This is a genomic window from Azohydromonas australica DSM 1124 (assembly GCF_000430725.1).
Classification (GTDB): domain Bacteria; phylum Pseudomonadota; class Gammaproteobacteria; order Burkholderiales; family Burkholderiaceae_C; genus Azohydromonas; species Azohydromonas australica.
The window spans coordinates 146236-172753 of sequence record NZ_KE387203.1 but is presented as its reverse complement, the minus strand read 5'-3'; the positions used below and the strand labels follow the sequence as shown (position 1 = coordinate 172753).

General features: G+C 70.1%; 22 protein-coding genes, 4 tRNA genes and 1 pseudogene. 19 read left to right on the top strand and 8 right to left on the bottom strand.

Features of this window, described 5'->3' with window-relative positions:
* Positions 1 to 115: 115 nt before the first annotated feature.
* Genes hpnE through hpnC form a run of 3 tightly spaced genes read right to left on the bottom strand, consistent with a single transcriptional unit; the run spans position 116 to position 3128 of the window.
* A complete protein-coding gene (gene hpnE / locus H537_RS0119875; RefSeq protein WP_051243013.1) occupies positions 116 to 1432 on the bottom strand; it encodes a hydroxysqualene dehydroxylase HpnE in 1317 nt (438 codons plus the stop codon).
* The gene (gene hpnD, locus H537_RS0119870; protein ID WP_028999225.1) at positions 1432 to 2280 is read right to left on the bottom strand and encodes a presqualene diphosphate synthase HpnD; all 849 of its coding nucleotides are present in this window, start codon (positions 2278 to 2280) and stop codon (positions 1432 to 1434) included. Before hpnD ends, hpnE begins: the two co-directional genes overlap by 1 nt.
* On the bottom strand, positions 2277 to 3128 hold the full coding sequence (hpnC, locus tag H537_RS44345; RefSeq protein WP_043459320.1) for a squalene synthase HpnC: 852 nt from the start codon (positions 3126 to 3128) through the stop codon (positions 2277 to 2279). Before hpnC ends, hpnD begins: the two co-directional genes overlap by 4 nt.
* Positions 3129 to 3252: 124 nt before the next feature.
* Here hpnC and H537_RS0119860 point away from each other — a divergent pair.
* From H537_RS0119860 to H537_RS0119830, 7 genes are all read left to right on the top strand, one after another.
* Positions 3253 to 3339: transfer RNA gene (locus H537_RS0119860), tRNA-Leu, on the top strand.
* Positions 3340 to 3365: 26 nt separating this feature from the next.
* Positions 3366 to 4673, top strand: a complete 1308-nt coding sequence (gene tig / locus H537_RS0119855) for a trigger factor (RefSeq protein WP_028999224.1) — start codon at positions 3366 to 3368, stop codon at positions 4671 to 4673.
* A gap of 104 nt (positions 4674 to 4777) precedes the next feature.
* The gene (gene clpP, locus H537_RS0119850; RefSeq protein ID WP_028999223.1) at positions 4778 to 5386 is read left to right on the top strand and encodes an ATP-dependent Clp endopeptidase proteolytic subunit ClpP; all 609 of its coding nucleotides are present in this window, start codon (positions 4778 to 4780) and stop codon (positions 5384 to 5386) included.
* Between the two features lie 160 nt (positions 5387 to 5546).
* Positions 5547 to 6809, top strand: a complete 1263-nt coding sequence (clpX, locus tag H537_RS0119845; protein ID WP_028999222.1) for an ATP-dependent Clp protease ATP-binding subunit ClpX — start codon at positions 5547 to 5549, stop codon at positions 6807 to 6809.
* A gap of 100 nt (positions 6810 to 6909) precedes the next feature.
* Positions 6910 to 9339: an endopeptidase La gene (gene lon / locus H537_RS0119840; RefSeq protein ID WP_028999221.1), complete on the top strand. Its 2430-nt coding sequence runs from the start codon at positions 6910 to 6912 to the stop codon at positions 9337 to 9339.
* A 77-nt stretch (positions 9340 to 9416) separates the two neighbouring features.
* A tRNA-Gly gene (locus H537_RS0119835) sits at positions 9417 to 9492 on the top strand.
* 39 nt (positions 9493 to 9531) lie between these two features.
* Positions 9532 to 9605, top strand: a tRNA-Cys gene (locus H537_RS0119830).
* 127 nt (positions 9606 to 9732) lie between these two features.
* Here H537_RS0119830 and H537_RS0119825 read toward each other — a convergent pair.
* Genes H537_RS0119825 through H537_RS44340 form a run of 3 tightly spaced genes read right to left on the bottom strand, consistent with a single transcriptional unit; the run spans position 9733 to position 12430 of the window.
* Entirely contained in the window at positions 9733 to 10833 is a 1101-nt protein-coding gene (locus H537_RS0119825) for a radical SAM protein (protein WP_051243012.1), read from the bottom strand.
* A complete protein-coding gene (locus tag H537_RS0119820) occupies positions 10833 to 11747 on the bottom strand; it encodes a glycosyltransferase family 2 protein (RefSeq protein WP_051243011.1) in 915 nt (304 codons plus the stop codon). The genes H537_RS0119825 and H537_RS0119820 overlap by 1 nt, the downstream gene beginning before the upstream one ends.
* Positions 11744 to 12430: a PIG-L deacetylase family protein gene (locus H537_RS44340; protein WP_043459318.1), complete on the bottom strand. Its 687-nt coding sequence runs from the start codon at positions 12428 to 12430 to the stop codon at positions 11744 to 11746. The genes H537_RS0119820 and H537_RS44340 overlap by 4 nt, the downstream gene beginning before the upstream one ends.
* Before the next feature lie 227 nt (positions 12431 to 12657).
* On the opposite strand from H537_RS44340, the gene H537_RS0119810 reads away from it, so the two are divergent.
* The 9 genes from H537_RS0119810 to H537_RS0119770 all read left to right on the top strand — a co-directional run bounded on the left by H537_RS0119810 (position 12658) and on the right by H537_RS0119770 (position 21953).
* Positions 12658 to 13821, top strand: coding sequence for an ABC transporter substrate-binding protein (locus H537_RS0119810; RefSeq protein WP_028999218.1), 1164 nt, complete (start codon positions 12658 to 12660; stop codon positions 13819 to 13821).
* 92 nt (positions 13822 to 13913) lie between these two features.
* Positions 13914 to 15332, top strand: a complete 1419-nt coding sequence (locus tag H537_RS0119805; protein ID WP_238446740.1) for an efflux transporter outer membrane subunit — start codon at positions 13914 to 13916, stop codon at positions 15330 to 15332.
* An 80-nt stretch (positions 15333 to 15412) separates the two neighbouring features.
* Positions 15413 to 16723, top strand: coding sequence for an efflux RND transporter periplasmic adaptor subunit (locus H537_RS0119800; RefSeq protein ID WP_028999216.1), 1311 nt, complete (start codon positions 15413 to 15415; stop codon positions 16721 to 16723).
* 59 nt (positions 16724 to 16782) lie between these two features.
* A complete protein-coding gene (locus H537_RS0119795; RefSeq protein ID WP_028999215.1) occupies positions 16783 to 17526 on the top strand; it encodes an ABC transporter ATP-binding protein in 744 nt (247 codons plus the stop codon).
* A complete protein-coding gene (locus tag H537_RS0119790; RefSeq protein WP_028999214.1) occupies positions 17526 to 18752 on the top strand; it encodes an ABC transporter permease in 1227 nt (408 codons plus the stop codon). Before H537_RS0119795 ends, H537_RS0119790 begins: the two co-directional genes overlap by 1 nt.
* 72 nt (positions 18753 to 18824) lie before the next feature.
* Entirely contained in the window at positions 18825 to 19922 is a 1098-nt protein-coding gene (locus H537_RS0119785) for an AI-2E family transporter (RefSeq protein ID WP_051243009.1), read from the top strand.
* Between the two features lie 164 nt (positions 19923 to 20086).
* Positions 20087 to 21151 carry a 6-carboxytetrahydropterin synthase gene (locus H537_RS0119780; protein WP_028999212.1) on the top strand — a complete coding sequence of 355 codons (1065 nt, stop codon included), beginning with the start codon at positions 20087 to 20089 and terminating at the stop codon, positions 21149 to 21151.
* Between the two features lie 17 nt (positions 21152 to 21168).
* Complete coding sequence (gene queE / locus H537_RS0119775; RefSeq protein WP_028999211.1) at positions 21169 to 21798, top strand: 7-carboxy-7-deazaguanine synthase; 630 nt, start codon at positions 21169 to 21171, stop codon at positions 21796 to 21798.
* Between the two features lie 67 nt (positions 21799 to 21865).
* Positions 21866 to 21953: transfer RNA gene (locus tag H537_RS0119770), tRNA-Leu, on the top strand.
* 173 nt (positions 21954 to 22126) lie between these two features.
* On the opposite strand, the gene H537_RS55845 is transcribed toward H537_RS0119770, so the two are convergent.
* A complete protein-coding gene (locus H537_RS55845) occupies positions 22127 to 23188 on the bottom strand; it encodes a PEP-CTERM sorting domain-containing protein (protein ID WP_084150831.1) in 1062 nt (353 codons plus the stop codon).
* Positions 23189 to 23633: 445 nt separating this feature from the next.
* Between H537_RS55845 and H537_RS0119760 the strand changes: the two genes are divergently transcribed.
* Together H537_RS0119760 and H537_RS0119755 are read left to right on the top strand one after the other, a co-directional pair.
* Positions 23634 to 23972 carry a hypothetical protein gene (locus H537_RS0119760; RefSeq protein WP_028999209.1) on the top strand — a complete coding sequence of 113 codons (339 nt, stop codon included), beginning with the start codon at positions 23634 to 23636 and terminating at the stop codon, positions 23970 to 23972.
* A 189-nt stretch (positions 23973 to 24161) separates the two neighbouring features.
* A complete protein-coding gene (locus H537_RS0119755; RefSeq protein ID WP_028999208.1) occupies positions 24162 to 25454 on the top strand; it encodes an MFS transporter in 1293 nt (430 codons plus the stop codon).
* Positions 25455 to 25469: 15 nt separating this feature from the next.
* Here H537_RS0119755 and murI read toward each other — a convergent pair whose 3' ends face one another.
* On the bottom strand, positions 25470 to 26267 hold the full coding sequence (gene murI, locus H537_RS0119750; RefSeq protein WP_028999207.1) for a glutamate racemase: 798 nt from the start codon (positions 26265 to 26267) through the stop codon (positions 25470 to 25472).
* Positions 26268 to 26369: 102 nt separating this feature from the next.
* On the opposite strand from murI, the pseudogene H537_RS53255 reads away from it, so the two are divergent.
* Positions 26370 to 26518 (top strand): annotated as a pseudogene (locus H537_RS53255) (electron transfer flavoprotein subunit beta/FixA family protein); the annotation flags it as partial.

The window sequence follows — 26518 nt, the reverse complement described above, 5'->3', positions numbered from 1 at the left end:
GTGGTTGGCAATATTTTGCATCGCGAAAATTCACTCTGCCCGTTGATATGACGCCTGCGGGTTCCTACGGGTGTGCAGCCCTCCACGGAGGGGCCCGCCACACAGGGGGAGGCGATCAGCGCAGAGGTTGTTCCAGCGCGCGAGCGGCCGCGACACCGGCGAGCACAGCGCCTTCCAGCGTGGCGGGGTAGGGGCCCTGCACGTAGTCGCCGGCGGCCCACAGGCCCGGTGCGATGCGCGCGGGCGGCCGCTGCAGATCGGGCGTGCAGGCGAAGGTGGCGCGGCGCTCGGCGACCACGCGTTTCACGCAGGGTGGCTGGCGCCAAGTGCCAGCGGGGAAATCCCTCAGCAGTTGCTCCCGCACGGCCTCGCCGGTGGCCGGGAGTCCGCGCGCCGTCCACGGGGCCGCGCCGCTGACGACGGCGGCAAAGCAGCCCGGCATGCCACTCAGCGCGCCGTGGTCGAAGAGGAACTGCGCCGGGGCGGTGTCGGAGTCCTGCAGCTGCAGCATGGGCTGCGCCAGCTGGGTGCCCGGGCTTTCCAGGTAGACGGTCACGATCGGTTCGTACCGCAGCGCCGCGGCCTGCGCGGCCCAGTCCGGCGCCAGCGGCTGGGCGAGCCGCGTGGCCTCGGCGGCGCTGGCTGCCAGCACCACGGCATCGAAACGCTGGCCCTGCACCTGCCAAGCGCCGTTGTCTTCACGCGACAGTGCCTGGACGCGGGTACCGACGCGCAGCGTGGCGCCCTGGCGGCGCAGCCAGTCGGCGGCGGGTTCCGGCAGCAGCGCCGAGAGCGGGCGGCGCGGCAGCAGCAGGTCGGCCGCGCCGGCGCCGCCGAAGAGCGCGTCCTTCAGCACGCGCAGGAATACCGAGGCGCTGGCGCGCTCGGCCGGCGTGTTCAGTGCCGCCACGCACAGCGGGTCGATCAGCTCGGCGCGCACGCGCGGCGACAGCGGCTGGCACAGCCGGGCCACGCTCCAGTCCGAAGGGCAGCGGAAGCGCATTGCCGCCCAGCGCAGCGAGGCGCCCAGCAGGCCCAGCCGCTCGCCCACGCTCCAGCCCTCGCGGCGCAGCACGGCCCAGCCGAAGGTGGCCAGCGGAGGGCCCGGCGGCAGGCGCAGTCCCCGCCCGTCGGGCGTGACCAGCGCCAGCGGCAGGCGTTGCAGCACCTGCTCCGGTTCCACGCCGACATGGCGCATCAGGGCCAGCGTCTGGCGGTAGGCGCCGATGAGGATGTGCTGGCCGTTGTCCAGCACGCCGTCGGGCAGGGCGCGCGCGCGCCCGCCCAGGCGCGGCGCCATCTCGAACAGCGTGACGCGGTGGCCGCGCGCCACCGCCTCCACCGCCGCGGCCAGGCCGGCCCAGCCGCCGCCGACGACGCCCACGTCCAGCGACCGCGCCGCCGCGCCGGGCCGCAGCGCCGGCGCGGCCATCAGCGCGCCTGCCAGTTGGTGCGCATGGCGATCCAGACCTTGCGCAGCGGCGTGAGCGAGATGCGCTGGTGCAGCACCTGGAAGCCGGCCGCCTCGATCTCGCGCAGCAGCGTGCGGTAGATCTCCGCCATCATCAGTCCCGGCCGCTGGGCGCGCCGGTCCTCCTCGGGCAGCAGCGCCAGCGCCTCGTCGTAGAGCCGGTGCGCGCGCTCGGCCTGGAAGCGCATCAGCGCCGTGAAGCGATCGCTGTAGCCCCACGGTGCATCGCGCCGCAGGATCTCGTTGGCCTTGACGTCGAAGCGCTGCAGCTCGCTCACCGGCAGGTAGATGCGCCCGCGCCGCGCGTCCTCGCCCACGTCGCGAATGATGTTGGTGAGCTGCATCGCCTGGCCCAGCGTGTGCGCGTACTGCAGCGTCTTCTCGTGCGTGCGGCCGAAGATGCCGGCGGCCACCTCGCCCACGATGCCGGCCACCAGGTGGCAGTAGCGCTGCAGCGCGGGGAAGTCCAGGTAGCGCGTCTGCTGCAGGTCCATCTCGCAGCCCTCGATCACGGCGTGGAGCTGGCGCGGCTCGATGCCGTAGTCCGCCACGTGCGGCATGAGCGCCTGCATCACCGGATGGCTGGGCTTGCCGGCGAAGGCGGAAGCCACCTCCTGGCGCCACCAGGCCAGCTTGGTGGCGGCCACGCCGGGGTCGTGGGCCTCGTCCACCACGTCGTCCACCTCGCGGCAGAAGGCATAGAAGGCCGTGATGGCCTCGCGCCGCGGCGGCGGCAGGAAGCGGAAGGCGTAATAGAAGGACGAGCCGCTGGCCGCTGCCTTCTCCTGCACGTATTGCTGCGGCGTCATGCGGGGCTCCGGGCCGCGGTGCCGGCGCGCATGCCCAGGGCACGCCACAGCAGGCGCGGCACGTCGAAGGCGTCCAGCTTGGGACGCCGGGCGAGGGTGGCGTGGTTCATCCGCTCGATTTTCTCAAGGATGCGCAGCCCGCCCTGCACCACCAGGCGCAGCTCCCAGCCGGCGCGCCCGGGCAGCCGGTGCACCAGCGGCGCACCGGAAACCATCAGCGCACGCGCCCAGTCGCAGAGCTCGCGCACCAGGGCCTGCGTCGCGGTGCTGTCCTGCTGTGCTTCGAGCTGCTGCAGCGTCAGGCCGTGGCGCGCCGCGTCGGCCAGCGGGACGTAGTGGCGGCCGCGCGGCAGGTCCACGCTGAAGTCCTGCCAGAAGTTGATGAGCTGCAGCGCGCTGCAGATGGCGTCGGACTGCGCCAGCGCGGCGCGCTCCTGCACGCCGTAGAGGTGCAGCAGCAGCCGCCCGATGGGATCGGCCGAGCGGCGGCAGTAGTCCAGCAGCGCGGCGCGGTCGGGGTAGTGCGGGTTGCCGGTGTCCTGCTCGAAGGCGCTGAGCAGGTCGCCCAGCAGCTGCGGCGGCAGCGCGAAGCGGCGCATCTGCACTGCCAGCGGCTCGAACACGCGGCGCCAGCGCGGGTCCAGCGGCGGCAGCCCTGCAGCGCAGCGCTCCAGCTCGGCGCGGTAGGCGCCCAGTGCCGCCAGGCGCTGCGCGGGCGGCGCGTCGCCCTCGTCGGCGATGTCGTCGGCGGTGCGCGCGAAGTGGTAGATGGCGACCACGGCCGGGCGCAGGGCCGGCGGACACAGCACGGAGGCGACGGGAAAGTTTTCGTAGTGGTCGATGCTCACGGGGCGCGATTGTCCATGGCAGATCCCTTGTCCACGGGGACGTCGCGGCGGCAGGCTAAAATGCAGGGTTTGCCGAATCACTGCGCAATGCCGGCCTCGCTCGGGCGGCACTGCTGGGACAACGGCGCGGGTGGCGAAATTGGTAGACGCACCAGGTTTAGGTCCTGACGCCAGCGATGGCGTGCCGGTTCGAGTCCGGCCCCGCGCACCACACAAGCAACGAAAGAGCACGACATCATGACCGTCCAAGTGGAAACCCTCGACAAGCTGGAGCGCCGCATCACGCTGACGCTGCCCGCGGACGCCATCAACAACGAGGTGCAGTCGCGCTTGAAGAAGCTTTCGCGCACTGTCAAGGCTGACGGCTTCCGTCCGGGCAAGGTGCCGATGAGCGTGGTGGCGCAGCGCTACGGCTTCTCGGTGCAGTACGAGGTCATGAACGACAAGGTGGGCGAGGCCTTCGCCAACGCTGCCACCGAAGCCAAGCTGCGCGTGGCCGGCGCGCCCAAGATCACGCAGAAGGACGAGGCCGGTGAAGGCGAGCTGGCGTTCGACGCCACCTTCGAGGTCTATCCGGACGTGAAGATCGGCGACCTGGCCGCTGCCGAGGTTGAGCGCGTGGCCACCGAGGTCAGCGAAGAGGCGATCGACAAGACCATCGACATCCTGCGCAAGCAGCGCCGCAGCTTCTCCGAGCGTGCCGCCGAGGAAGGCGCTGCCGAAGCCGACCGCGTCACCATCGACTTCGAAGGCAAGATCGACGGCGAGCCTTTCGCCGGCGGCAAGGCCGAGGGCTTCCAGTTCATCATCGGCGAAGGCCAGATGCTGGAGCAGTTCGACAAGGCCGTGCGCGGCATGAAGACCGGCGAGAGCAAGACCTTCCCGCTGCAGTTCCCCGAGGACTACCACGGCAAGGACGTCGCGGGCAAGGAAGCCGACTTCCTGGTCACGATGAAGAAGATCGAGCAGCAGCACCTGCCCGAGGTGAACGAGGAGTTCGCCAAGTCGCTGGGCATCAGCGAAGGCACCGTGGAAGCGCTGCGCGCCGACGTGAAGAAGAACCTCGAGCGCGAGGTCAAGTTCCGCGTCCAGGCCAAGAACAAGGCCGCCGTGATGGATGCGCTGGTCCAGGCCGCCGAGCTGGACCTGCCCAAGGCGCTGGTGGAAGACGAAGTCGCGCGCATGACGCAGAACGCCCGCGCCGACCTCAAGCAGCGCGGCATCAAGGACGCCGACAAGGCCCCGATCCCCGCCGAGATCTTCCAGCCGCAGGCCGAGAAGCGCGTGCGCCTGGGCCTGGTGGTGGCCGAGCTGGTGCGTGCCAACAACCTGCAGGCCAAGCCCGAGCAGCTGCAGGCGCACATCGAGGAGATGGCGCAGAGCTACGAGAACCCGGCCGAGGTGGTGCGCTGGTACCTCAGCGACCGCCAGCGCATGGCTGAAGTCGAGGCCGTGGTGATCGAGAACAACGTCACCGAGTTCGTGCTGGGCCAGGCCAAGGTCAACGACAAGCAGCTGCCCTTCGAGGAGCTGATGGCCGGCTAAGGCTTTGCTTTCAGAGGGCCGAAGGGCGCCGCGCCGCAAGGCCGGCGCCCTTGTTTTCTTCACGACATAATCGTCGCGGAACCTCCCCTTTAAGGACAATCCTCATGAGTGCGCTGGATACGAACAACCTGGGCATGGTGCCCATCGTCATCGAACAGTCGGGCCGCGGCGAGCGCGCGTACGACATCTACAGCCGGCTGCTGCGCGAGCGGGTGATCTTCCTGGTGGGGCCGGTCAACGACCAGTCGGCCAACCTGGTGGTGGCGCAGCTGCTGTTCCTGGAGAGCGAGAACCCGGACAAGGACATCTCGCTCTACATCAACTCCCCGGGCGGCAGCGTGAGCGCGGGCATGTCGATCTACGACACGATGCAGTTCATCAAGCCCGACGTGTCCACGCTGTGCATGGGCATCGCAGCCAGCATGGGCGCGTTCCTGCTGGCGGCCGGCGCGCAGGGCAAGCGTTTCTCGCTGCCCAACTCCAAGGTCATGATCCACCAGCCGCTGGGCGGGGCGCAGGGCCAGGCAACGGACATCGAGATCCACGCCCGCGAGATTCTCAAGACCCGCGAGCAGCTCAATCGCATCCTGGCCGAGCGCACCGGCCAGCCGCTGGAGAAGATCCAGGCCGACACCGAGCGCGACTATTTCATGTCCGCATCCGAGGCCAAGTCTTACGGCCTGATTGATCAGGTTATTGACCGCCGGCCCTGACTGCAGCCCGCCGCGTGCCGTTTTCACAGAGGAAACGGCGCTTGGCGTGGCTTCTTAGGCACCTTGGGCGACGGGGCTCTCTGGACACGGAGAGCCCCGTTTCCCATTGCACTATCATTGACCCGACCCCCCTTAACGCGCACTTGCGACCCTAAATTCCATGGCCGACAAAAAAGGCGCTTCGAGCGAGAAGGTGCTGTATTGCTCGTTCTGCGGCAAAAGCCAGCACGAGGTGAAGAAGCTCATTGCCGGCCCCTCGGTGTTCATCTGCGACGAGTGCATCGAGCTGTGCAATGACATCATCCGTGACGAGGTGCCGCCTGAAGGCGCCGCCAAGTCCGCCAAGTCCGACCTGCCCACCCCAGGCGAGATCAAGTCCAGCCTCGACCAGTACGTGATCGGCCAGGAAGTGGCCAAGCGCACGCTGGCCGTGGCGGTCTACAACCACTACAAGCGTCTGAAGCACATGGGCGGCGGCAAGGAGGAGGTGGAGCTCAGCAAGAGCAACATCCTGCTCATCGGCCCCACCGGCTCAGGCAAGACGCTGCTGGCGCAGACGCTGGCGCGGCTGCTCAACGTGCCCTTCGTCATCGCCGACGCCACCACGCTGACCGAGGCCGGCTACGTGGGCGAGGACGTCGAGAACATCATTCAGAAGCTGCTGCAGAACTGCAATTACGACGTCGAGCGTGCGCAGCGCGGCATCGTCTACATCGATGAGATCGACAAGATCAGCCGCAAGGCCGACAACCCCAGCATCACGCGCGACGTCTCCGGCGAAGGCGTGCAGCAGGCGCTGCTCAAGCTGGTGGAAGGCACCATGGCCAGCGTGCCGCCGCAGGGCGGGCGCAAGCATCCGAACCAGGATTTCCTGCAGATCGACACGACCAACATCCTGTTCATCTGCGGCGGTGCCTTCGACGGACTGGAGAAGGTGATCCAGAACCGTACCGAGAAGTCGGGCATCGGCTTCGCCGCCACGGTCCACAGCAAGAGCGAGAAGCGCGTGTCGGACCTGTTCCGCGAGGCGGAACCTGAAGACCTCATCAAGTTCGGCCTGATTCCGGAACTGGTTGGCCGCCTGCCGGTGGTCGCCACGCTGGGCGAGCTGACCGAGGACGCGCTGGTGCAGATCCTCACCGAGCCCAAGAACGCGCTGCTCAAGCAGTACCAGCGGCTGTTCGGCATGGACGGCGTGGAGCTGGAGCTTCGTCCCTCGGCGCTGTCGGCCATCGCGCGCAAGGCGCTGGCGCGCAAGACCGGCGCACGTGGCCTGCGCTCGATCATGGAGCACGCCCTCATCGACACCATGTTCGACCTGCCCAACCTCGACGGCGTGGCCAAGGTGGTGGTGGACGAACACAACATCGAAGAGGGGGCCAAGCCGCTGCTCGTCTACCGCGAGCAGAAGGCCAGTGCCTGAGACCACCCTCGTTTCTTTCTGATCTCCGACACGGCGGCGGCCGTTCCCGCTTGCAAATGAATGCTCGGGCCCCAAGTGGGCCTGAGAAAGAGAGGAACCCATGTCAGGACATCCTGTATTGCCCGCCGAATCGACCACGCTGCCGCTGCTGCCGCTGCGCGACGTGGTGGTGTTTCCCCACATGGTGATCCCGCTGTTCGTGGGGCGGCCCAAGTCGATCAAGGCGCTGGAAGCGGCCATGGAGGCCGGGCGCCAGATCATGCTGGTGGCGCAGAAGGCTGCCGGCAAGGACGAGCCGAAGGCGGACGACATGTTCGAGATCGGCTGCGTCTCCAGCATCCTGCAGATGCTCAAGCTGCCCGACGGCACGGTGAAGGTGCTGGTGGAAGGCACGCAGCGCGCGCGCACCACCAAGATCACCGAGAACGGTGAGCACTTCGTGGCCGAGGTCAGCCCGATCCCGCCCGAAGCCGACGCCAAGCCCGAGGTCGAGGCGCTGCGCCGCGCGGTGACGCAGCAGTTCGACCAGTACGTCAAGCTCAACAAGAAGATCCCGCCGGAGATCCTGACCTCCATCGCCGGCATCGACGACGCTGGCCGCCTGGCCGACACCATCGCCGCGCACCTGCCGCTCAAGCTCGAAGCCAAGCAGTCCGTACTGGACCTGCACGAGGTGGACAAGCGGCTGGAGAAGCTGCTGGAGCTGCTGGAGCACGAGGTCGACATCCTGCAGGTGGAAAAGCGCATCCGCGGCCGCGTCAAGCGCCAGATGGAGAAGAGCCAGCGCGAGTACTACCTGAACGAGCAGGTCAAGGCGATCCAGAAGGAACTCGGCGACGGCGAGGAAGGTGCCGACCTCGAGGAGCTGGAGAAGAAGATCGTCGCGGCCAAGATGCCCAAGGAAGCACGCAAGAAGGCCGACAGCGAGCTCAAGAAGCTCAAGCTGATGTCGCCCATGTCGGCCGAGGCCACCGTGGTGCGCAACTACATCGACACGCTGATCAACCTGCCCTGGGCCAAGAAGACCAAGATCAAGCACAACCTGGGCCACGCCGAGGAAGTGCTCAACGAGGACCACTACGGCCTGGAGAAGGTCAAGGACCGCATCCTCGAATATCTCGCGGTGCAACAGCGCGTGGACAAGGTCAAGGCGCCGATCCTGTGCCTGGTCGGGCCCCCGGGCGTCGGCAAGACCTCGCTGGGCCAGAGCGTGGCCCGCGCCACGGGTCGCAAGTTCGTGCGCATGGCCCTGGGCGGCGTGCGTGACGAAGCCGAGATCCGTGGCCACCGCCGCACCTACATCGGCTCCATGCCGGGCAAGGTGCTGCAGAGCCTGACCAAGGTCGGCACGCGCAATCCGCTGTTCCTGCTCGACGAGATCGACAAGCTGGGCATGGATTTCCGCGGCGACCCGTCGTCGGCGCTGCTGGAGGTGCTCGACCCCGAGCAGAACCACACCTTCGGCGACCACTACGTCGAGGTCGATTTCGACCTCTCGGACGTGATGTTCGTGGCGACCTCTAACTCCATGAACATCCCGCCGGCGCTGCTGGATCGCATGGAAGTGATCCGCCTGTCGGGCTACACCGAGGACGAGAAGCTCAACATCGCCCGCCGCTACCTGCTGCCCAAGCAGCAGAAGAACAACGGCGTGCGCGACGACGAGATGGAAGTCACGGAAAGCGCGCTGCGCGGCATCGTGCGCTACTACACCCGCGAGGCCGGCGTGCGCTCGCTGGAGCGCGAGATCTCGAAGATCTGCCGCAAGGTGGTCAAGGGCCTGCAGCTCAAGACCTACGAGGGCAAGGTGGTCGTCACGGAGGAAAACCTCCACGACTTCCTGGGCGTGCGCAAGTTCGACTTCGGCCGTGCCGAGAAGAAGAACCAGGTCGGCCAAGTGGTCGGCCTGGCTTGGACGGAAGTGGGCGGCGACCTGCTGACCATCGAGGCGGTGGTGATGCCCGGCAAGGGCAACATCATCCGCACCGGCCAGCTCGGCGACGTGATGAAGGAGTCGGTCGAGGCGGCCCGCTCGGTGGTGCGCTCGCGCGCCCGCCGCCTGGGCATCAAGGATGAGATGTTCGAGAAGCGCGACATCCACATCCACGTGCCCGACGGCGCCACGCCCAAGGACGGTCCGAGCGCGGGTATCGCCATGACCACCGCTTTCGTTTCCTCGCTCACCGGCATCCCGGTGCGCGCGGACGTTGCGATGACCGGCGAGATCACGCTGCGCGGCGAGGTCACGGCCATCGGCGGCCTCAAGGAGAAGCTGCTGGCCGCGCACCGCGGCGGCATCAAGACCGTGCTGATCCCCGAGGAAAACGTCAAGGACCTGCAGGACATTCCGGAGAACGTCAAGAACCAGCTCGAGATCGTCCCGGTCCGCTGGATCGACCGCGTGCTGGAAGTGGCACTGGAAGCCGTGCCCGAGGCGCTGCCCGAGGAAGACCTGCCCGCCAAGGAGCCGGCGGCGGCCGCCAAGCCCGAACCCGCAACCGCGGCCACCGGCGACGCGATCAAGCACTGAAAAAAGGCTTGCGCAGGTCCAGAAAAGCGGTATATACTGCGAGTCTTCGCTGAGCAGCAATGCAACGCGAAGACCACGCGGGAATAGCTCAGTTGGTAGAGCGCAACCTTGCCAAGGTTGAGGTCGCGAGTTCGAGTCTCGTTTCCCGCTCCAATCCCAAAGGGAAGCCCCGGCTTCCCTTTTTCATGCAGCGGCGCGGTAGCAAAGCGGTTATGCAGCGGATTGCAAATCCGTCCAGGGCGGTTCGACTCCGCCCCGCGCCTCCAAAGAACTCCAAAGACATCAAATACTTAGCGGCCCCTTGTGGGCCGCTTTTCTTTTTGGTGCCGCAAAAGCCGCAGCCCGGACGGAGTCCTTCAGCAAGCCTCCTTGAGCCCGGAACGCAAGCCGGTGTCAGAACATCCCGCGGTACAGCGCGCAGGAGCGGCACAGGCTCGGCGGCTCGTCCGCCGCCAGCGCGGCGCGCAGCGCCACCGCCTGCTCGCCGTGCCAGCGCGCCTGCAGCCCCTGGTCCGACTCGAACACGTCGCCGAAGCTGGCGCGGTCGGCGCTCGCGGCCATGCAGCAGGGCAGCATCTGCCCGGCGGCGGTGATGTAGAGCTGCTCCCAGGGCCAGTCGCAGCGCGGCCCGCTCGACGATCGTGTCGTGCGCGGACGCAGCCGCGGCAGGTTCAGCCGCAGGCCCAATTCCGCCGCCAGCGCGCGCGACTCTTCGAACAGCGTCTCCAGCGCCGGCAGCTCGGCTTCTGAAATCTCGTGCTCGTTCACGTAGCTGCGGATGGGGATGTAGCGCCCCGGCAGCTCCGGCTGCTGCAGGTCGCTGGACAGGCGCTGCACCAGCAGTTCCGGCACGCCATGCGCGTGCAGCAGCCGCAGCAGCGCCGGCAGCTCGTGCGCGTTGTGGCGCATCAGCACCATCACGCCGCGCACCTCCAGCGCGCTGCCGGCCTCCTGCCGCGCCGACATCAGCCGGCCCAGGTTGCGCACCACCTTCCCGAAATTGGCCTTGCGCCGGATCGATTCGTAGACCGCCGCGCTGGCGCCGTCCAGCGACACCGACAGCGCGCTCAGCCCGCTGTCCACGCAGCGACGCGCGCGCGCCGGCGTCAGCAGCGTGAGGTTCGTGTTCGCCGAGACGCGGATCCCGCGCGCCACCGCCAGCGCCACCATGTCGAAGAACTGCGGATGCAGCATCGGCTCGCCCAGCCCCTGCAGGTGCAGCTCCTGCAGCCCCTGCATCTGGTCCAGCAGCCGGGTGAAGCGCTCCAGCGACAGCTCCGCCACCTCGTCGCCGCGGTCGTTCACGGTGCACATGCGGCAGGCCAGGTTGCAGCGGCCCACCGGCTCGATCTGCGCGAAGCGCGGCAGTGGGGGATGGAGGTCCACGTCCGAAGTCGCCGGCGCCGCGGTTGGGAGGGCTCCCTGTTGCGGTGGCAACGTCACCGGCGAGCGTTCGGCCTGCGGCAGCGCGGCCTCGTGCAGCGGGGCGGCCATCAGCGTTGCGCTCCCGGCAGGACGGCCAGGCGCTGCCGCCGCGCGGGCGGCGGCCCGCCGTGCACCTTCACGACCATCTCCACCACCGCCCGCGGCAGCACGCGCCGGCGCGCCAGCGCCCAGGGCAACCCCGCCAGGGCCGAGCACAGCGCCGCGCCGAGCACGCCTTGCGCCCGGCCGTCACGCCAGACCTTGCGCGTCTCGTGCCAGGCCAGCCGCCACGGCAGCCGCAGCCACGCCAGCCAGAAGCGGTTGCGCGTGGTCACGATCTGGCGCGCGCGGCGGTCGCGCGCCGGGGAGGGGTGGTGGTGCGTCTGCACCGCCGGCACGTAGGCCATGTCCCAGCCCGCGGCCATCAGGTCCTGGCCCAGCAGGACTTCTTCCGCGCCCAGGAAGAAGCGCGGCTCGTAGCCCCCGGCCTCGCGGAAGGCTTGCGCCCGCATCACCACCGCGCCGGCCATGAAGCTCACCAGCCGCGGCCCGGGCAGGCCGCGCGAGTCCAGCGGGCTGGCGGCCATGCTCTTGCAGGCCGGATCGACCCGGTTCTCCGGACCCACCAGCACCTGCGCGTTGAGCACGCCCAGGCGCGGATACATGTCCAGCACCGCCACCGCCCGCGCCAGCGCGCCGGGCTCCCACCAGGTGTCGTCGTCGCAGAAGGCGACGTAGGGCGTGCGCACCAGTTCCACGCCGTGGTTGCGCCCGGCCGCGCCCAAGTTGCCGGGACAGCACACGAGCTGCGCGCGCTCGAAGCGCCGCACCACCTCGGCCGTGGCCGGCGAGGCGCCGTTGTCCACCACGATCAGCGCCGGCGCCTCGGGCAACGCCTCCAGGTGGCGCAGCGTGCGCTCTAGCTCCTGCGGGCGCTTGTGGGTGAGCACCACCACGCTCACGCGCGGGTCCGTGTTCTTCATGAGGTCTCCTCGGCAGCTTGTGGTTCGTGGATCTCGAAGCGCCAGCGCCGCTCGGGGCGGGCCGTGTCGTCGTAGCCGCCGGGGCCGAAGGCGCGCAGCTGGCTGGCGTAGCACTGCACCGCGCGCGCCTTGGGCGCCGCCGCCTCGACGGGCTTCTCCTTGGTTGGCGTGAGCTGCAGCCCTTGCCGCAGCAGCTCCGCCAGCCGCTGCTGCAGCAGCCCCGGAATGCCGCGGTAGAGCGCGTCCTCGTACATCAATGCGGGGCGCGGATGGCGCCGCCACGCCGCCATGCAGGCCTCGTGCACCAGGTGGTGGTCCGAATGGAACAGGCCCAGCGGGAACACGAAGGCGTCGTCCTCGCCCTGGCGCTCCAGCAGCGGCGACAGCGCCCCGGCCACGGCCTCGACGGTGGGCGTGGCGCCGTACTGGCTGTCGCCGAAGTCCAGCCAGCACGGCTCACAGCCCAGCAGCGCCAGCGCGGCGCGGTCTTCCTCGCGCCGGGCCAGCACCGCCTCGCGGGCGCTGCCGAAGCCGCAGCGCACATCCCAGTCGGTGCGCACGCCGCCGTCGGCCGGCAGCCCCGCGAACACCGTCGCCACGCGCGTGCCCGGATGGGCGCTCAGCCATTGGCCGCAGCCGAAGACGGCGTCGTCGAGGTGGGGCGAGATGAGCAGGGCGGGCATGGGTGGCAGACAGGGTTTGTGTGCAGTGCAGCAAACTCCAAGCCCAGGCAGGGCGGCCGTGCCCTTCGTTCAGGCACCGGGATGACCGGTGCTTCGCTGCGGTGCAAGCCGGCAGTCCGGCCCGGGAGAACCCCCCAGCGTCAGGGGTGACAATGGCGTCCTGCAGCAGGACGGCCGGGGTTGTTCTTCCCGGCGCACGCCGTTCCGCGCCCCGGAGACCGATGCCCATGAAGAAGCCGACGCCGAAACTCGCCGTCCTGGTTGCCGCGCTGCTGGCGACCGCGCTGGCGCAGGCCGACGTCAACGTCGGCGTGACGCTCTCGGTCACGGGGCCGGCCGCCTCGCTGGGCATTCCGGAGCGCAACACCATCGCGCTGCTGCCCTCGGTGGTGGCCGGGCAAAAGATCAACTACCTGGTGCTCGACGACGCCTCCGACACCACCACTGCCGTCGCCAACGCGCGCAAGCTGGTGGGCGAGCACAAGGTGGACGTGCTCCTGGGCTCCACCACCTCGCCCAACTCGCTGGCGATGATCGAGGTGGCGGCCGAGTCGCAGACGCCCATGCTCTCCCTGGCCGCCAGCGCCCGCATCGTCGAGCCCATGGACGCCCGGCGGCGCTGGGTGTTCAAGACGCCGCAGAACGACAGCGCCATGTCGCAGGCTATCGCCGAGCACATGGCCGCCCAGGGCGTGCGCAACGTGGCCTTCATCGGCTTTGCCGATGCCTACGGCGAGGGCTGGTTCCAGGAGTTCAGCCGCGCCGCGGCGCTGCGCAAGATCAAGGTGGTGGCCAACGAGCGCTATGCGCGCACCGACGCTTCCGTCGCCATCCAGGCCTTCAGGATCCTGGCCGTCAAGCCCGAGGCCGTCCTCGTCGCCGCGGCCGGCACCCCGGCCGTGCTGCCGCAGAAGACGCTGCGCGAGCGCGGCTACACCGGCCGCTTCTACCAGACGCATGGCGTGGCCAATGCCGACTTCCTGCGTGTCGGCGGCAAGGACGTGGAGGGCACGTACCTGCCCGCCGGCCCGGTGCTGGTGGCAGAGCAGCTGCCCGCGGCGCACCCGGTGAAGAAGAGCGCGCTGACCTACGTGACGCTCTGGGAAGGCCTGTACGGCAAGGGCACGCTGTCCGCCTTCGGCGCGCATGCCTGGGACGCCGGACTCCTGCTGACCACCGCGCTGCCGGCGGCGCTGAAGAAGGCGCAGCCCGGCAGCGCCGAGTTCCGCGCCGCGCTGCGCGACGCGCTCGAAGCCGTGCACGAGATGCCCGGCGCGCACGGCCTCTTCACCATGACCCCCACCGACCACCTCGGCCTGGACCAGCGTGCGCGCGTGATGGTGCGCGTCGAGAACGGGACGTGGCGGCTGCAGGCGGGGGCGGGGCCTTGAGGCCGGGTTGAGCGCCGTCTTTACGCTGCAGCAAAGGACGCGCAGCAGCCTCGCCACATCGCGCTGTCAGACTGCATGGCGTGAAGCAATCCGTGTCCTCCCTCAGTCCGTTGCCGCAGGTCCTGGCGCTGGCGGCGGTGGCGCTGCTGTCGGGCTGCGCGGCGCTGCGGCCGCCCGCAGATGCCAATGCGGCGCCCATCCCCACCAGCGCCGCCTCCGCGGTCCAGCTCGGCACCAGCGCCGCCGCCGCCACGCCCCGCGCTGAAGCCGCCTGGTGGTCCCGCTTCGGCGACCCGCTGCTGCCCACCCTCGTGGACGAGGCGCTGCGCGCCAACCCGCAAGTCACCTCGGCCCAGGCGGCGCTGCGCCAGGCGCGCGCGCTGCGCGACCTGGCGGCGTCGGGGCTCTATCCCAACGTGGGCGCCTCGACCTCGGCCGGGCGCAGCCGCGCGCGCAACGCCAGCAGCAACCAGTTCCAGGCCGGCTTCGACGCGGCCTGGGAGCCCGACCTCTTCGGCCGCACCCGCGCCGGCGTGACGGCTTCGGAGGCCGACGTCGCCGCCGCCGCGCTGTCGCTGGCCGACGTGCAGGTGTCGCTGGCCGCCGAGGTCGCCGTGGACCTGATCACGCTGCGCGGCCTGCAGTCGCGCCTGGCCATCGCCCAGGCCAACCTCGCGAGCCAGCAGGAAACTTTCCAGATCGCCCAGTGGCGGCTGCAGGCCGGGCTGGCCACCTCGTTGGAAGCCGAGCAGGCGCGCGCCGCCGCCGAGCAGACGCAGGCGCAGATCCCCGCGCTGCAGCTCTCGCTGGCCCAGTTCGCCAGCGCGCTGGCGGTGCTCACCGGCCGCCCGCCGGGCCTGCCGGCGCTGGAGCGCGCGGCGCCCATTCCCGCCGCGCCGGCCGACCTGGCGCAGAGCCTGCCTACCGACACGCTGCGCCAGCGCCCGGACATCCGGGAGGCCGAGGCGCGGGTGCGCGCCGCGCTGGCCCGCGTCACGCAGGCCGACGCCGCGCGCTACCCCACCTTCCGCCTCAGCGGCTCGCTGGGCCTGAGCGCGCTGACCGTGGGCGGGCTCACCGGCCCCGGCGCCGTGGTCAGCTCGCTGCTTGCCGGGCTGTCGCTGCCGGTGTTCGACGCCGGCGCCATCAACGCCCAGGTGCGCTCCCAGCAGGCCGCGGCGCAGCAGTCGGGCGCCAACCTCCAGGCCGTGGCGCTGAACGCGCTCAAGGAAGTGGAGGACGCGCTGGTGGAAGTGCGCAGCAGCCGCGAGCGCCTGGCCACGCTGGGCCGCGCCGCCGAGGCCGCCGCCAACGCCGCGCTGCTGGCGACCCAGCAGTACGGCGGCGGGCTGGTGGACTTCCAGACTGTGCTGCAGACCCAGCGCACCCAGCTTGCCCTGCAGGACAACCTGGCCGCCGCGCAGGCCGACGCCGCCGTCGCCCACGTGCGCCTCTACAAGGCGCTGGGCGGCGGCTGGCAGCCGGACACCGCCACGGCGGCCACGCCCTGACCGAACACGCGCCGGCCGCGGCCCCCGGATCACGCCCGATCGCCGCGGCCAGCCGACCTTTCCGACCCGGAAACGCCTCCATGAAAGCCCAAGACAACGCCTCCGACCTCGAATCGCTGCTCGGCGCCGACGCCAAGCCGCGCCCCTGGTGGCGCCGCACCACGCCGTGGCTGGCCGTGGCCGTGCTGGCCGCCGCCGTGGCCGGCGGCCTGGCCTGGCAGAAGCGCGAGGCGCAGCAGGCCGCGCCGGTGTACGTCACCGAGCCCGTGACGCGCGGCGACCTGCAGCTCAGCGTCAGCGCCAACGGCACGCTGCAGCCCACTCGCACGGTGAACATCGGCAGCGAGCTCTCCGGCACCGTGGCCCGCGTGCTGGTGGACGTGAACGACCAGGTGAAGAAGGGGCAGGTGCTGGTGGAGCTGGACCGCACGCGGCTGCAGGGCCAGCTCGAACGTTCGCGCGCCACGCTGGCCTCCAACCGCGCCAAGGTGTCGCAGGTGGAGGCCACGCTCAAGGAATCGCAGGCGCAGCTCACCCGCTACGAGGAGGTCGCGCGCCTGTCCGGCGGCAAGGTGCCGTCGGCGGCCGAGCTCGACACCGCGCGCGCCACCGTCTCGCGCGCGCAGGCCGACCTCAACGCCGCGCGCGCGGCGGTGACGGACGCGCAGGCGCAGGTGCTCATCGACGAGACCAACCTGGGCAAGACCGCCATCCGCGCGCCCATCGACGGCGTGATCCTCACCCGCACCGTGGACCCGGGCAACGCCGTGGCCGCCTCGCTGCAGGCGGTGACGCTGTTCACGCTGGCCGAGGACCTGAGCCGGATGCGGCTGCAGGTCAACGTGGACGAGGCCGACGTGGGCTCGCTGCGCGTGGGGCAGGAGGCGGACTTCAGCGTCAGCGCCTGGCCGCAGCGCCGCTACCCCGCCACCGTGACGCGCGTGGCCTACGGCTCCACGACTACCGACAACGTCGTCACCTACCCGACGCTGCTGGACGTCGCCAACCAGGACCTGTCGCTGCGCCCGGGCATGACGGCCAGCGCCACCATCCGCGGCGAGCCGCGCCGCGGCGTGCTGCTGGTGCCCAACCAGGCGCTGCGCTTCGCGCCCGCGCTGCCCAGCGCACCGCAGGACGGCGCCGGCCCCAGCGGCGGGGGCGGTGGCGTGGCCTCGGTGCTGATGCCGCGCATGCCGCGCGGCGCGCGCAAGCAGGCCGGTGACGCCGCCGGCGGCGGGGGCACCAAGACGCTGTGGCTGCTGCAGGAGGGCCGCCCCGTGTCCGTGAGCGTGAGCACCGGCGCCAGCGATGGCCGCCGCACCGAGGTGCGCAGCGAACAGCTGCAGCCCGGCATGCAGGTGATCGTGGACCAGCGCAGCCAACCGCGATGAGCCCGTCCGCCGCTTCTGCCACTGCCGCTGCCGGCGGCCTCGCCTCCACGGCGCAGCGCATGCCGCTGATCCGCCTGCGCGGCATCACCAAGCGCTACGGCCAGGGCCAGGCCGCCTTCCTCGCGCTCAAGGGCGTGGACCTGGACATCGAGGAGGGCGATTTCGTGGCCGTCATGGGCCCCAGCGGCTCAGGAAAAAGCACGGCGATGAACCTGCTGGGCTGCCTGGACGTGCCCACCAGCGGCCAGTACTTCTTCCGCGGCGTGCCGGTGCACGAGCTCAGCCGGGACCAGCGCGCCCGCCTGCGCCGCGAACAGCTCGGCTTTGTCTTCCAGGGTTTCAACCTGCTGGCCCGTACCTCGGCCCAGGAGAACGTGGAGCTGCCGCTGCTGTACCGGGGCACCCCGGCCAAGGAGCGGCGCCGGCTGGCGCTGGAGTCGCTGGACACCGTGGGGCTGGCGCAGTGGGCGCACCACACGCCGGCAGAGCTTTCCGGCGGCCAGCAGCAGCGCGTGGCCATCGCGCGCGCGCTGGTGACGAGCCCGAAGGTGCTGCTCGCCGACGAGCCCACCGGCAACCTCGACACCCAGCGCAGCCGCGAGATCATGGAGCTGCTGTGGCGGCTCAACGGCGAGCGCGGCATCACGGTGCTGATGGTCACGCACGAGAGCGACATGGCGGCCTACGCCAAGCGCATCGTGCGCTTCGTGGACGGCCTGGTGGACAGCGACGAGCGCAACGCCCATCCGGCCGGCGCCGCCGCTGCGGGCGCCGCGACCACCCCGCTGCAAGGAGCACGCTGATGCTGTGGAACAGCCTGCTGCTGGCGCTGCGCGAGATCCGCCGCCACCTGCTGCGCAGCTTTCTCACCATTCTGGGCATCGTCATCGGCGTGAGCGCCGTCATCACCATGGTGACGCTGGGCAAGGGCGCCACGCAGGCGGTGCAGGACCAGATCACGAGCCTGGGCACGAACCTGCTGATGGTGCGCCCGGGCCAGCGCCTGGGCCCCGGCGCCTCGGGCGCGGGCGCGCCCAGCTTCACGGTGGAGGACGTGGCGGCCATGCGCACGCAGATCGGCGGCATCGCCGCCGTGGCGCCGGAAGTGCGCTCGGGCGTGACGGTGGTGGCCAACGGCCGCAACTGGGCCACCAGCGTCACCGGCACCACCAACGACTACTTCTTCACCAACAACTGGAGCCTGGCCGCAGGCCGCAGCTTCGAGGAGACGGAGGAGCGTGCCGGCGCCGCTGTGTGCCTCATCGGCGAGACCATCCGGCGCGAGCTCTTCGGCGCCAGCGCCGGCAGCAATCCCGCCGACGCGCTGGGTCAGCGCCTGCGGGTGAAGCAGTTCAGCTGCGACATCGTGGGCGTGCTGGCCTCGAAGGGGCAGGGCGCCATGGGCAACGACCAGGACGACGTGGTGCTGCTGCCGCTGGCCACCGTGCAGCGCCGGGTGACGGGCAGCACGCGGGTGCAGACCATCCTGGTGTCCATGGCCGAGGGCAGCGACGCCGAGCGCGTGAAGGCCGGCATCCGCGACCTGCTGCGCGAGCGCCGCAAGCTGGGCGCGGGCGACGAGGACAACTTCAACGTGCTCGACACCGCGCAGCTGGCGCAGACCTTCTCCAGCACCACGCGCGTGATGACGATGCTGCTGGGCGCGGTGGCCGCGGTGAGCCTGCTGGTGGGCGGCATCGGGATCATGAACATCATGCTGGTGAGCGTGACCGAGCGCACGCGCGAGATCGGCGTGCGGCTGGCCATCGGCGCGCTGGAAGCGGAGGTGCTGCTGCAGTTCCTGATCGAGGCCGTGGCGCTGGCGGCGCTGGGCGGCGTGGTGGGCATCGTGCTGGCGGCGATCTTCTCCATCACCGGCGCGCGGCTGATGGACGTGCCCTACCAGTTCGACGTGCCCATCAACCTGCTGGCCTTCGTGTTCTCGGCCGGCATCGGGGTGCTGTTCGGCTACTTCCCGGCGCGCCGCGCGGCGCGGCTGGACCCGATCGAGGCGCTGCGGCACGAGTAAGGGCGCGCGGATTGCTAAGGGGGCCGTCGTGCAAAGTGGCGGCTTCCCGTTGCCCTGTCCACGTGAGGCCCGATGACCCAGCTCCCCGACGATCCTGAAATCAACGCGCGCGCGCGCAGCGGCGGCCTGGAGTTCCGCACCCTGGTGTGGCTGCTGGTGCTGGTGACGCTGGCCTTCGGCTGGATCCTGCTGCCTTACTACACCGCGGTGTTCTGGGCCGTGGTGACGGCGATCCTGTTCGCCCCGGTGCAGCGGCGCATCCGCGTCAACCTCAAGGGCCGCTCCAACGTCGCGGCGCTGCTGACGCTCCTGATCGTGCTGGTGATCGTGATCCTGCCCATGGCCGTGGTGGGCTCGATGCTGGTGCAGGAGGCGCTGGGGGTGATGCAGCGCATCCAGAGCGGCGACATCAACTTCACCCGCTACGCCGAGCAGATCTACGCCGCGCTGCCGGCGTGGCTCACGGGGCTGCTGGACCGCTTCGGGCTGGCGGACCTGGCCGGGCTCAAGGCCCGGGTGGGCGAGCAGCTGACGACCGGTACGCAGGCGCTGGCCGCGCGCGCGCTGAGCGTGGGGCAGGACACCTTCAACTTCCTCATCACCTTCGGCGTGATGCTGTACCTGCTGTTCTTCCTGCTGCGCGACGGCAACGGGCTGGCCGCGCGGGTGCGCAAGGCCATCCCGCTCAACGAGGAGGACAAGCGCGAGCTGCTGGCGCGCTTCGCCACCGTGATCCGCGCCACCGTGAAGGGCAACATCGTCGTGGCGGTGGTGCAGGGCTCCCTGGGCAGCCTGGCCTTCTGGTTCCTGGGCATCCACGGCGCGCTGCTGTGGGGCGTGGTGATGGCCGTGCTGTCGCTGCTGCCGGCCGTGGGCGCGGCGCTGGTGTGGGCGCCGGTGGCCGTGTACCTGATGGTCACCGGCGCGCTGTGGAAGGGCGTCGCGCTGGTGGCCTGGGGCGTGCTCGTGATCGGGCTGGTGGACAACGTGCTGCGCCCGATCCTGGTGGGCAAGGACACCAAGATGCCCGACTACCTGGTGCTGATCTCCACGCTGGGCGGCATCGCGGTGTTCGGGCTCAACGGCTTCGTGCTCGGCCCCGTCATCGCGGCGCTGTTCATGGCCGCCTGGGACATCTTCATCGACCGCCGCGCCGAGCGCGAAGGCTGAAGGCGCGCCGCGCCGGCGTGGCGAAGTGCACGCGGCGCCCGATGGCGTGCAGGGACTTCCCGATCGGTATCCTGGGCGCGGCGGTGGCGCCCGTAGACTCGCGCCCTTTTGCGTGTGCCGGCATGGCACGCGCGGTGTTGGGATCAAGGAGCAGTACGGTGGTGATGGACGGCAGGGTGTGGCATGCGGCGTCGGCTGAATTCGAGGCGGCGCGGCGTCTGGTACAGGTGCCGCCCAGCCATCGCGCGCGCAACCTGCACGGCCATGGTTTCCAGGCGCGGGTGCGCGGCGAGCTGCCCGCCGGCTGGGCCGAGTTCCCCGGCGGCGAGGTGCAGCGGCTGCAGGCCGAGCTGCGCGAGGTGGCGGGCATGCTGGACTACCGGCTGCTCAACGAGGTGCTGACCGAGCCCAGCGACGAGCGCCTGGCGCGCTGGATCGCCGCGCAGCTGCCGCTGCCGCTGGAGGTCGCGCTGCAGAGCCGCCCCGACCGCGGCGTGGACCTCGATGCCGAAGGCCGCGCCCATGCCTGGCGCCGCCACGCCTTCCATTCCGCGCACCGGCTGCCCAACGTGCCCGAAGGGCACAAGTGCGGGCGCATGCACGGCCACGGTTTCGAGGTGCTGATCCATGCCCAGGGCGTGGACCACGACGCCATCGACGACGGCTGGGCGCCGCTGCAGGCGCAGCTGCACCACGTCTGCCTCAACGAGCTGCCCGGGCTGGAGAACCCCACCAGCGAGATGCTGTCGAGCTGGATCTGGGAGCGGCTGCTGCCGGCGCTGCCCACGCTGGCGCACGTGACGGTGTTCGAGACCGCCTCCTGCGGCGCCTGCTACGACGGCCGGCACTGGCGCACCTGGAAGGAGTTCAGCCTGGACAGCGCGCTGTGCCTGCGCCGCGCGCCCGAAGGCAGCCCGCTGCGCCGCCTGCACGGCCACACCTACACGCTGCGGCTGCACCTGCAGGCGCCGCTGGACGCGCTGATGGGCTGGACGCTGGACTTCGGCGACGTGAAGCGCCTGTTCGACCCGGTGTTCCGCGCCCTGGACCACCAGCCGCTGCACGAGATCGAGACCCTGACCGACTGCGACCCGGCCTCGCTGGCGCGCTGGGCGCTGGGGCAGGCGCGCGAGCGGCTGCCGCAGGTGGACCGCGTGGACCTGTTCGAGACGCCCGGCTGCGGCGCCACGGTGCAGCTCGGCGCCGCGACGCCGGCGCTGCCGGTCTGACGCGAGCGGCGCGCGCCATGGCCTACGCCGTCAAGGAAATCTTCTACACGCTGCAGGGCGAGGGCGCCCAGGCGGGCCGGGCGGCCGTGTTCTGCCGCTTTGCCGGCTGCAACCTCTGGAGCGGCCGCGAGGCGGACCGCGCACAGGCCGTGTGCCGCTTCTGCGACACGGACTTCGTGGGCACCGACGGCCCGGGCGGCGGCAAGTTCGCCGACGCGGCGGCGCTGGCCGACGCGGTGGCTGCACAGTGGCCCGGCGGCGGGAAGCCGTTGGTGGTGTGCACGGGCGGGGAGCCGCTGCTGCAGCTGGACGCGCCGCTGATCGAGGCGTTGCACGCGCGGGGCTTCCAGATCGCGGTGGAAACCAACGGCACGCAGCCCGCGCCGGCGGGGCTGGACTGGATCTGCGTCAGCCCCAAGTCCGACGCGCCGCTGGCGCTTTCGTGCGGCGACGAGCTGAAGCTGGTGTTCCCGCAGCCGGAGGCGATGCCGGAGCGCTTCGAGGCGCTGGATTTCGACCATTTCATCCTGCAGCCCATGGACGGCCCGGAGCGCGAGCGCAACACGCAGCTGGCGCTGAGGTACTGCCTGGAGCATCCGCGGTGGCGGCTGGGCTTGCAGACGCACAAGCTGCTGAACATTCCTTGACGCCTGAAGGAAGCCGCCGCGCTTGCGGCGATAATGCGCCGCTGCGCCAGCGCAGCACGGCAACCCTGCCCGGGTGGCGAAATCGGTAGACGCAGCGGACTTAAAATCCGCCGCCCTAAACAGGCTTACGGGTTCGAGTCCCGTCCCGGGCACCAGGATCATCAATATGTCCAGGCCATTGGGCCTGAATGGTGTGGCGTGCCGGTGGGTTGGATGAATTCAGATGAGCCTGGAGTTTCATCCCGCCATGTGGCCGAAGACGGAAATGCTGGATCCGGAATGAACAGGCCGACCGTCTCGGCTTTCGGTGCCGCGCCGCGTGTGCAAATCAGGCTTGGGGCCGCCGCCGCCCTGCCATCAGACCCAGTACGCCCAGGCCCGCGAGCATCAGCCCGGCGGTGGCCGGTTCGGGCACCGGCGTGGCGATGAAAACACTGCTTTCGCCGTCCAGTACCCCATAACCCGTGATCTGCCCCTTGTTGTTGAGGCCGATGCCGGAAATCAGCGCCCAGTGCTGGGCGTCTTCCGGGCTTATCAGGTCATTGAGGTCTTGGATTTGCCCGTTGCGGTACAGCACCGCGTGCGCGTCAGCGGTACCATTGCCTGCGATGCCCGTGATCCAGCCCCGGTCGTTCATGTCCCCCGCAAGGAACTCCGAGAAACTTGCCACTCGCGTGATCCGGTCGCCTTCGACCATGACGTACTCTTTGTTCCGGGTCGCCAATACCTGTCCGGCATTGTTGATGTCGCCGTAGTATTCCACGCCCTCAAGGTAATCTACCCGTCCCTGGCTGTACAGGAATAATCGCGAGGTGCCTCCGCTCCATTGGGCATAGCCGGCCATCACGTCGTGGTCGTTGAGGCCCACCAGGCTGACGGAATCGGCTTCAGGAACCAGATCCACGTAACGACTTTGGCTGCCGTCGTAGTAGAACGGCTTGCCGTCGAACCGGCCCACGGCATGGCCGAGGTTGTTGAGCGCCGAAACCTCGCCGCCCTTGTAGAGCGTCACTTCCGGGCTGATATTGGTATAGCGGTCGGTGAGGGTGTCATAGATGTAGGGCTGCGTGTAATCGTGGCGTCCAATCTCGTAATTGGCCGCCGCCTGGCGGCGGTCGTTGATGCTCACAAGTCCCGCCGAGTAACCTGCGCTCAAATGGTATATCTGCAGCGAGCCGTCATTCCGGTAAATGTAGGCGTCGTCGTAAGGATTGGCGACCAAGCCGCCGGCAACGTCGCCCAGGTTATTGATGTCTCCTACGCTGAAATAATCATAGCGGCCTGGATCGGGCGGTACAGGCACCCGCTCTACCCGGTACGTCAGCGCCGCTTGGGATGCGGTGCACAGCATCGTGGCCAAAGACAGCAGGACGGCATGAACTCGTCGCATGGCAGGCCTTTCAAACAAGGCAATGGACCACAGCTTGAAGCCCGGCGGGTGATCTTTCCAAGGGCTGGAAGGCGAACGTTACGCTTTCTTCATCTGGTGAATAAAAACCGGAATGCCTTGAACCGGTTGATTCCAGAATTACAATTCCAATAAAGGATATTTTCAGTGCTGGCATGGGCTGCTGGCTGCATATGGGAAAGCTGCAACGAAACTCAGATCCCCGGGAAAAGAGTGCCGGCCAAAGTGCGTTGCACGAGTTTCAGGCATCAGCGTGGCATGGGAAGAATTCGTGTCCGCAAGGTTTCTCGGCGTCGTTCAGCCGCTAGGCGGCGTGTGTGGCGTCGTGGGCGTGGGACTCTGAATTGCCCTTTATGGACGAGCACGCGCGGCCCAGTGCCGCATCCCGTGCCGGCTTTCTTCATTTGCACAAGCAGGAGACACCGCCATGACCACCCCCGCTGATCGCCCCGTACGTTCAAACCCGCTGGCGCGTTGCCTGGGCGCGCTGGCCCTCGCAGCACTCGTGCCCGCCGCGATGGCGCAGAGCAGCGGCACCGGATCGGCCGGCTCCACCACCGGTGCGGGCACGGGCACCGCCGCGCAGCCGGCGCAGCCCGTGGCCTCGGGCACGGCCGCCGGCGGCAACAAGGCCGCCAAGCCGCCGGTGGAGGCCAAGGCCGCGGAAGGCGCCGCCCCGGCCAAGAAACCGGCCAAGTCCGGCACGCAATCGGGCGCGGCCTCGGGGCCGGCCAACGGCACGGGTACCGGCGGCTCCAGCCGCTGACGCGCCGTCCCGCCCCCTGAGGCGCGAGCCGCGCCTCAGGCCTTTTGCTTTGCCGGCCCGGAGCCGCCGTTCGCGGCGCGCCCGGGCCGGCCTGCATGCGCGCAGGCCGCACACTCTCGGCCTCGTCCAGTCCTGCAACGCGGATTCGTCCCCGGCCCTGAAGCGCCGGCGCCGGCCGCGGCCCGCGCCATGCCTCTATTCCCTCAATCCCTGCTGAACCCCGGCGTGCGCAAGCGCGAGGTCTTCGGCTGGGCCATGTACGACTTCGCCAACTCGGGCTACACGACCGTGGTGCTCACGGCCGTGTTCAACGCCTACTTCGTCGGCGTGGTCGCGGGCAACGCATCCTGGGCCACGCTGGCCTGGACGCTGGCGCTGGCGCTGTCGAACCTGCTGGTGATGCTGCTGCTGCCGGCGCTGGGCGCCTGGGCCGATCTGCACGGGGCCAAGAAGCGGCTGCTGGCCGGCGCCACCGCCGGCTGCGTGCTCGGCACCGCGCTGCTGGCGGCCTGCGGACGCGGCGACGTGGCGCTGGCGGTCGTGGCCGTGCTGCTGTCCAACGCCTTCTACAGCGCCGGCGAGTCGCTGTGCGCCGCCTTCCTGCCCGAGCTGTCGCGGCGCGAGGCCATGGGCCGCGTCTCCGGCTGGGGCTGGAGCTTCGGCTACTTCGGCGGGATGCTGACCCTGGGCCTGAGCCTGGGCTACGTGCTGTGGGCGCAGGGGCAAGGGCAGCCGGCGACGCAGTTCGTGCCGGTGACCATGGGCATCACGGCCGGGGTCTACGCCATCGCCTCGCTGGCGACCTTCAGCCTGCTGCGCGAGCGCGCGCAGCCGCAGCCGGGCACGCGCACGGGCATCGCCGATTCGCTGCGGCGGCTGCACGGCACCTGGCGCGCCGCGCGGCGCTACCAGGACTTCGGCCGGCTGCTGGCCTGCACCGTGGCCTACCAGGCGGGCATCGCGGTGGTGGTGGCGCTGGCGGCGGTGTATGCCGAGCAGGCGCTGGGCTTCACCCAGACGCAGACCATGACGCTGGTGTTCCTGGTCAACATCGCCTCGGCCGCCGGGGCCTTCGCCTTCGGCTACTGGCAGGACCGCACCGGCCACAAGCGCGCGCTGGGCTGGACGCTGGTGGGCTGGATCGGCATGACGCTGCTGGCGGTGGCGGCCCGGGAGCCGGGGCTGTTCTGGGCCGCGGCGGTGCTGGCCGGGTTGTGCATGGGATCGAGCCAGTCGGCCGGGCGCGCGCTGGTGGGGCTGCTGGCGCCGCCGGCGCGGCTGGCGGAGTTCTTCGGGCTGTGGACCTTCGCCACGCGGCTGGCGGCCATCGCCGGGCCGGTCACCTACGGGCTCGTCACCTGGCTCACCGACGGCAACCACCGCCTGGCCATCGGCGCCACGGGGCTGTTCTTCGTGCTGGGACTGGTGCTGCTCAAACCGCTGGACCTGCAGCGGGGGCAGGCGGCGGCGCAGGGGGCTTGAGGGTGGGCAGGGCGTTCAAGGCAACGCCGCCGCCTCCACGTGCCACTCCAGCCACCGCAGCGTGAACGCGCTGAGCTGAGCCGGGTCGCCGCTGCTCCAGAGCTGCAGCGGCGGCAGGTCGCGTGTCGAAGGCGGCAGCTGCGCCGCCAGCCGGGCCGTCTGGCGCGCCACGGCCTCGGCGGTGTCCACCAGCGTCACGCCGGGCAGGGCCTCGCGGATCAGCGGCGCGGCGAAGGGGTAGTGGGTGCAGCCCAGCACCACCACGTCACAGTCGGCCTCGCGCAGCGGCGCGCAGTGTCTCTGCACGACGGCCTGCAGCTCGGTCGAGCGCAGGTCGCCGCGCTCGATGGCCAGTGCCAGCCCGGTGCAGGCCTGCAGGTGAAAGCTCACCTGCGGCGGCTGTGCCAGCAGCAGGCGCTGGAACTTGCGGCTGGAGAGCGTGCCGCTGGTGGCCATCACGCCCACGCGGCCCACGCGCGTGAGCGCCACCGCCGGCTTCAGGCCTGGCTCGATGCCCACCAGCGGGATGTCCCCGTGCGACTGCCGCAGCGCCTCCACCGCGGCGGCGGTGGCGGTGTTGCAGGCGACCACCAGCAGCTGCGCCCCCTGCGCGCGCAGGAACCCGGCAATGCGCTGCGAGCGCTCGACGATGTAGGCCTCGGTGCGCTCGCCGTAGGGCGCATGGCCGCTGTCGGCCACGTACAGCAGCCGTGCGCCGGGCAGCGCCGCGCGCAGGGCGGGCAGCACCGACAGGCCGCCGACGCCGGAATCGAACACGCCGATACAACAGCCGGCGGGAAGGGCAGGGTTCATGGCGGCGGCAGTGTAGCGGCGGGCATCCCTCGCCCTGGAGCGGCGCAGGGGGCACTCTAAAATCCGCCGTCAAGCCTCAATCAGATGACAGGAGCGCACAACATGAAGCTGCTGGTGCCCGTGAAACGGGTGGTGGACTACAACGTCAAGGTCCGCGTGAAGAGCGACGGCTCGGGCATGGACCTCGCCGGCGTGAAGATGAGCATGAACCCCTTCGACGAGATCGCCGTCGAAGAGGCGGTGCGGCTCAA

Coding starts and splice junctions, on each gene's coding strand:
- clpP (WP_028999223.1), top strand. CDS start 4,778: ATGAGTGCGCTGGATACGAACAACCTGGGCATGGTGCCCATCGTCATC.
- H537_RS0119785 (WP_051243009.1), top strand. CDS start 18,825: ATGACCCAGCTCCCCGACGATCCTGAAATCAACGCGCGCGCGCGCAGC.
- lon (WP_028999221.1), top strand. CDS start 6,910: ATGTCAGGACATCCTGTATTGCCCGCCGAATCGACCACGCTGCCGCTG.
- H537_RS0119780 (WP_028999212.1), top strand. CDS start 20,087: ATGGACGGCAGGGTGTGGCATGCGGCGTCGGCTGAATTCGAGGCGGCG.
- H537_RS0119795 (WP_028999215.1), top strand. CDS start 16,783: ATGCCGCTGATCCGCCTGCGCGGCATCACCAAGCGCTACGGCCAGGGC.
- clpX (WP_028999222.1), top strand. CDS start 5,547: ATGGCCGACAAAAAAGGCGCTTCGAGCGAGAAGGTGCTGTATTGCTCG.
- tig (WP_028999224.1), top strand. CDS start 3,366: ATGACCGTCCAAGTGGAAACCCTCGACAAGCTGGAGCGCCGCATCACG.
- H537_RS0119790 (WP_028999214.1), top strand. CDS start 17,526: ATGCTGTGGAACAGCCTGCTGCTGGCGCTGCGCGAGATCCGCCGCCAC.
- H537_RS0119825 (WP_051243012.1), bottom strand. CDS start 10,833: ATGGCCGCCCCGCTGCACGAGGCCGCGCTGCCGCAGGCCGAACGCTCG.
- queE (WP_028999211.1), top strand. CDS start 21,169: ATGGCCTACGCCGTCAAGGAAATCTTCTACACGCTGCAGGGCGAGGGC.
- H537_RS0119760 (WP_028999209.1), top strand. CDS start 23,634: ATGACCACCCCCGCTGATCGCCCCGTACGTTCAAACCCGCTGGCGCGT.
- hpnE (WP_051243013.1), bottom strand. CDS start 1,432: ATGGCCGCGCCGGCGCTGCGGCCCGGCGCGGCGGCGCGGTCGCTGGAC.
- murI (WP_028999207.1), bottom strand. CDS start 26,267: ATGAACCCTGCCCTTCCCGCCGGCTGTTGTATCGGCGTGTTCGATTCC.
- H537_RS55845 (WP_084150831.1), bottom strand. CDS start 23,188: ATGCGACGAGTTCATGCCGTCCTGCTGTCTTTGGCCACGATGCTGTGC.
- H537_RS0119820 (WP_051243011.1), bottom strand. CDS start 11,747: ATGAAGAACACGGACCCGCGCGTGAGCGTGGTGGTGCTCACCCACAAG.
- H537_RS0119810 (WP_028999218.1), top strand. CDS start 12,658: ATGAAGAAGCCGACGCCGAAACTCGCCGTCCTGGTTGCCGCGCTGCTG.
- hpnD (WP_028999225.1), bottom strand. CDS start 2,280: ATGACGCCGCAGCAATACGTGCAGGAGAAGGCAGCGGCCAGCGGCTCG.
- H537_RS0119755 (WP_028999208.1), top strand. CDS start 24,162: ATGCCTCTATTCCCTCAATCCCTGCTGAACCCCGGCGTGCGCAAGCGC.
- H537_RS44340 (WP_043459318.1), bottom strand. CDS start 12,430: ATGCCCGCCCTGCTCATCTCGCCCCACCTCGACGACGCCGTCTTCGGC.
- H537_RS0119800 (WP_028999216.1), top strand. CDS start 15,413: ATGAAAGCCCAAGACAACGCCTCCGACCTCGAATCGCTGCTCGGCGCC.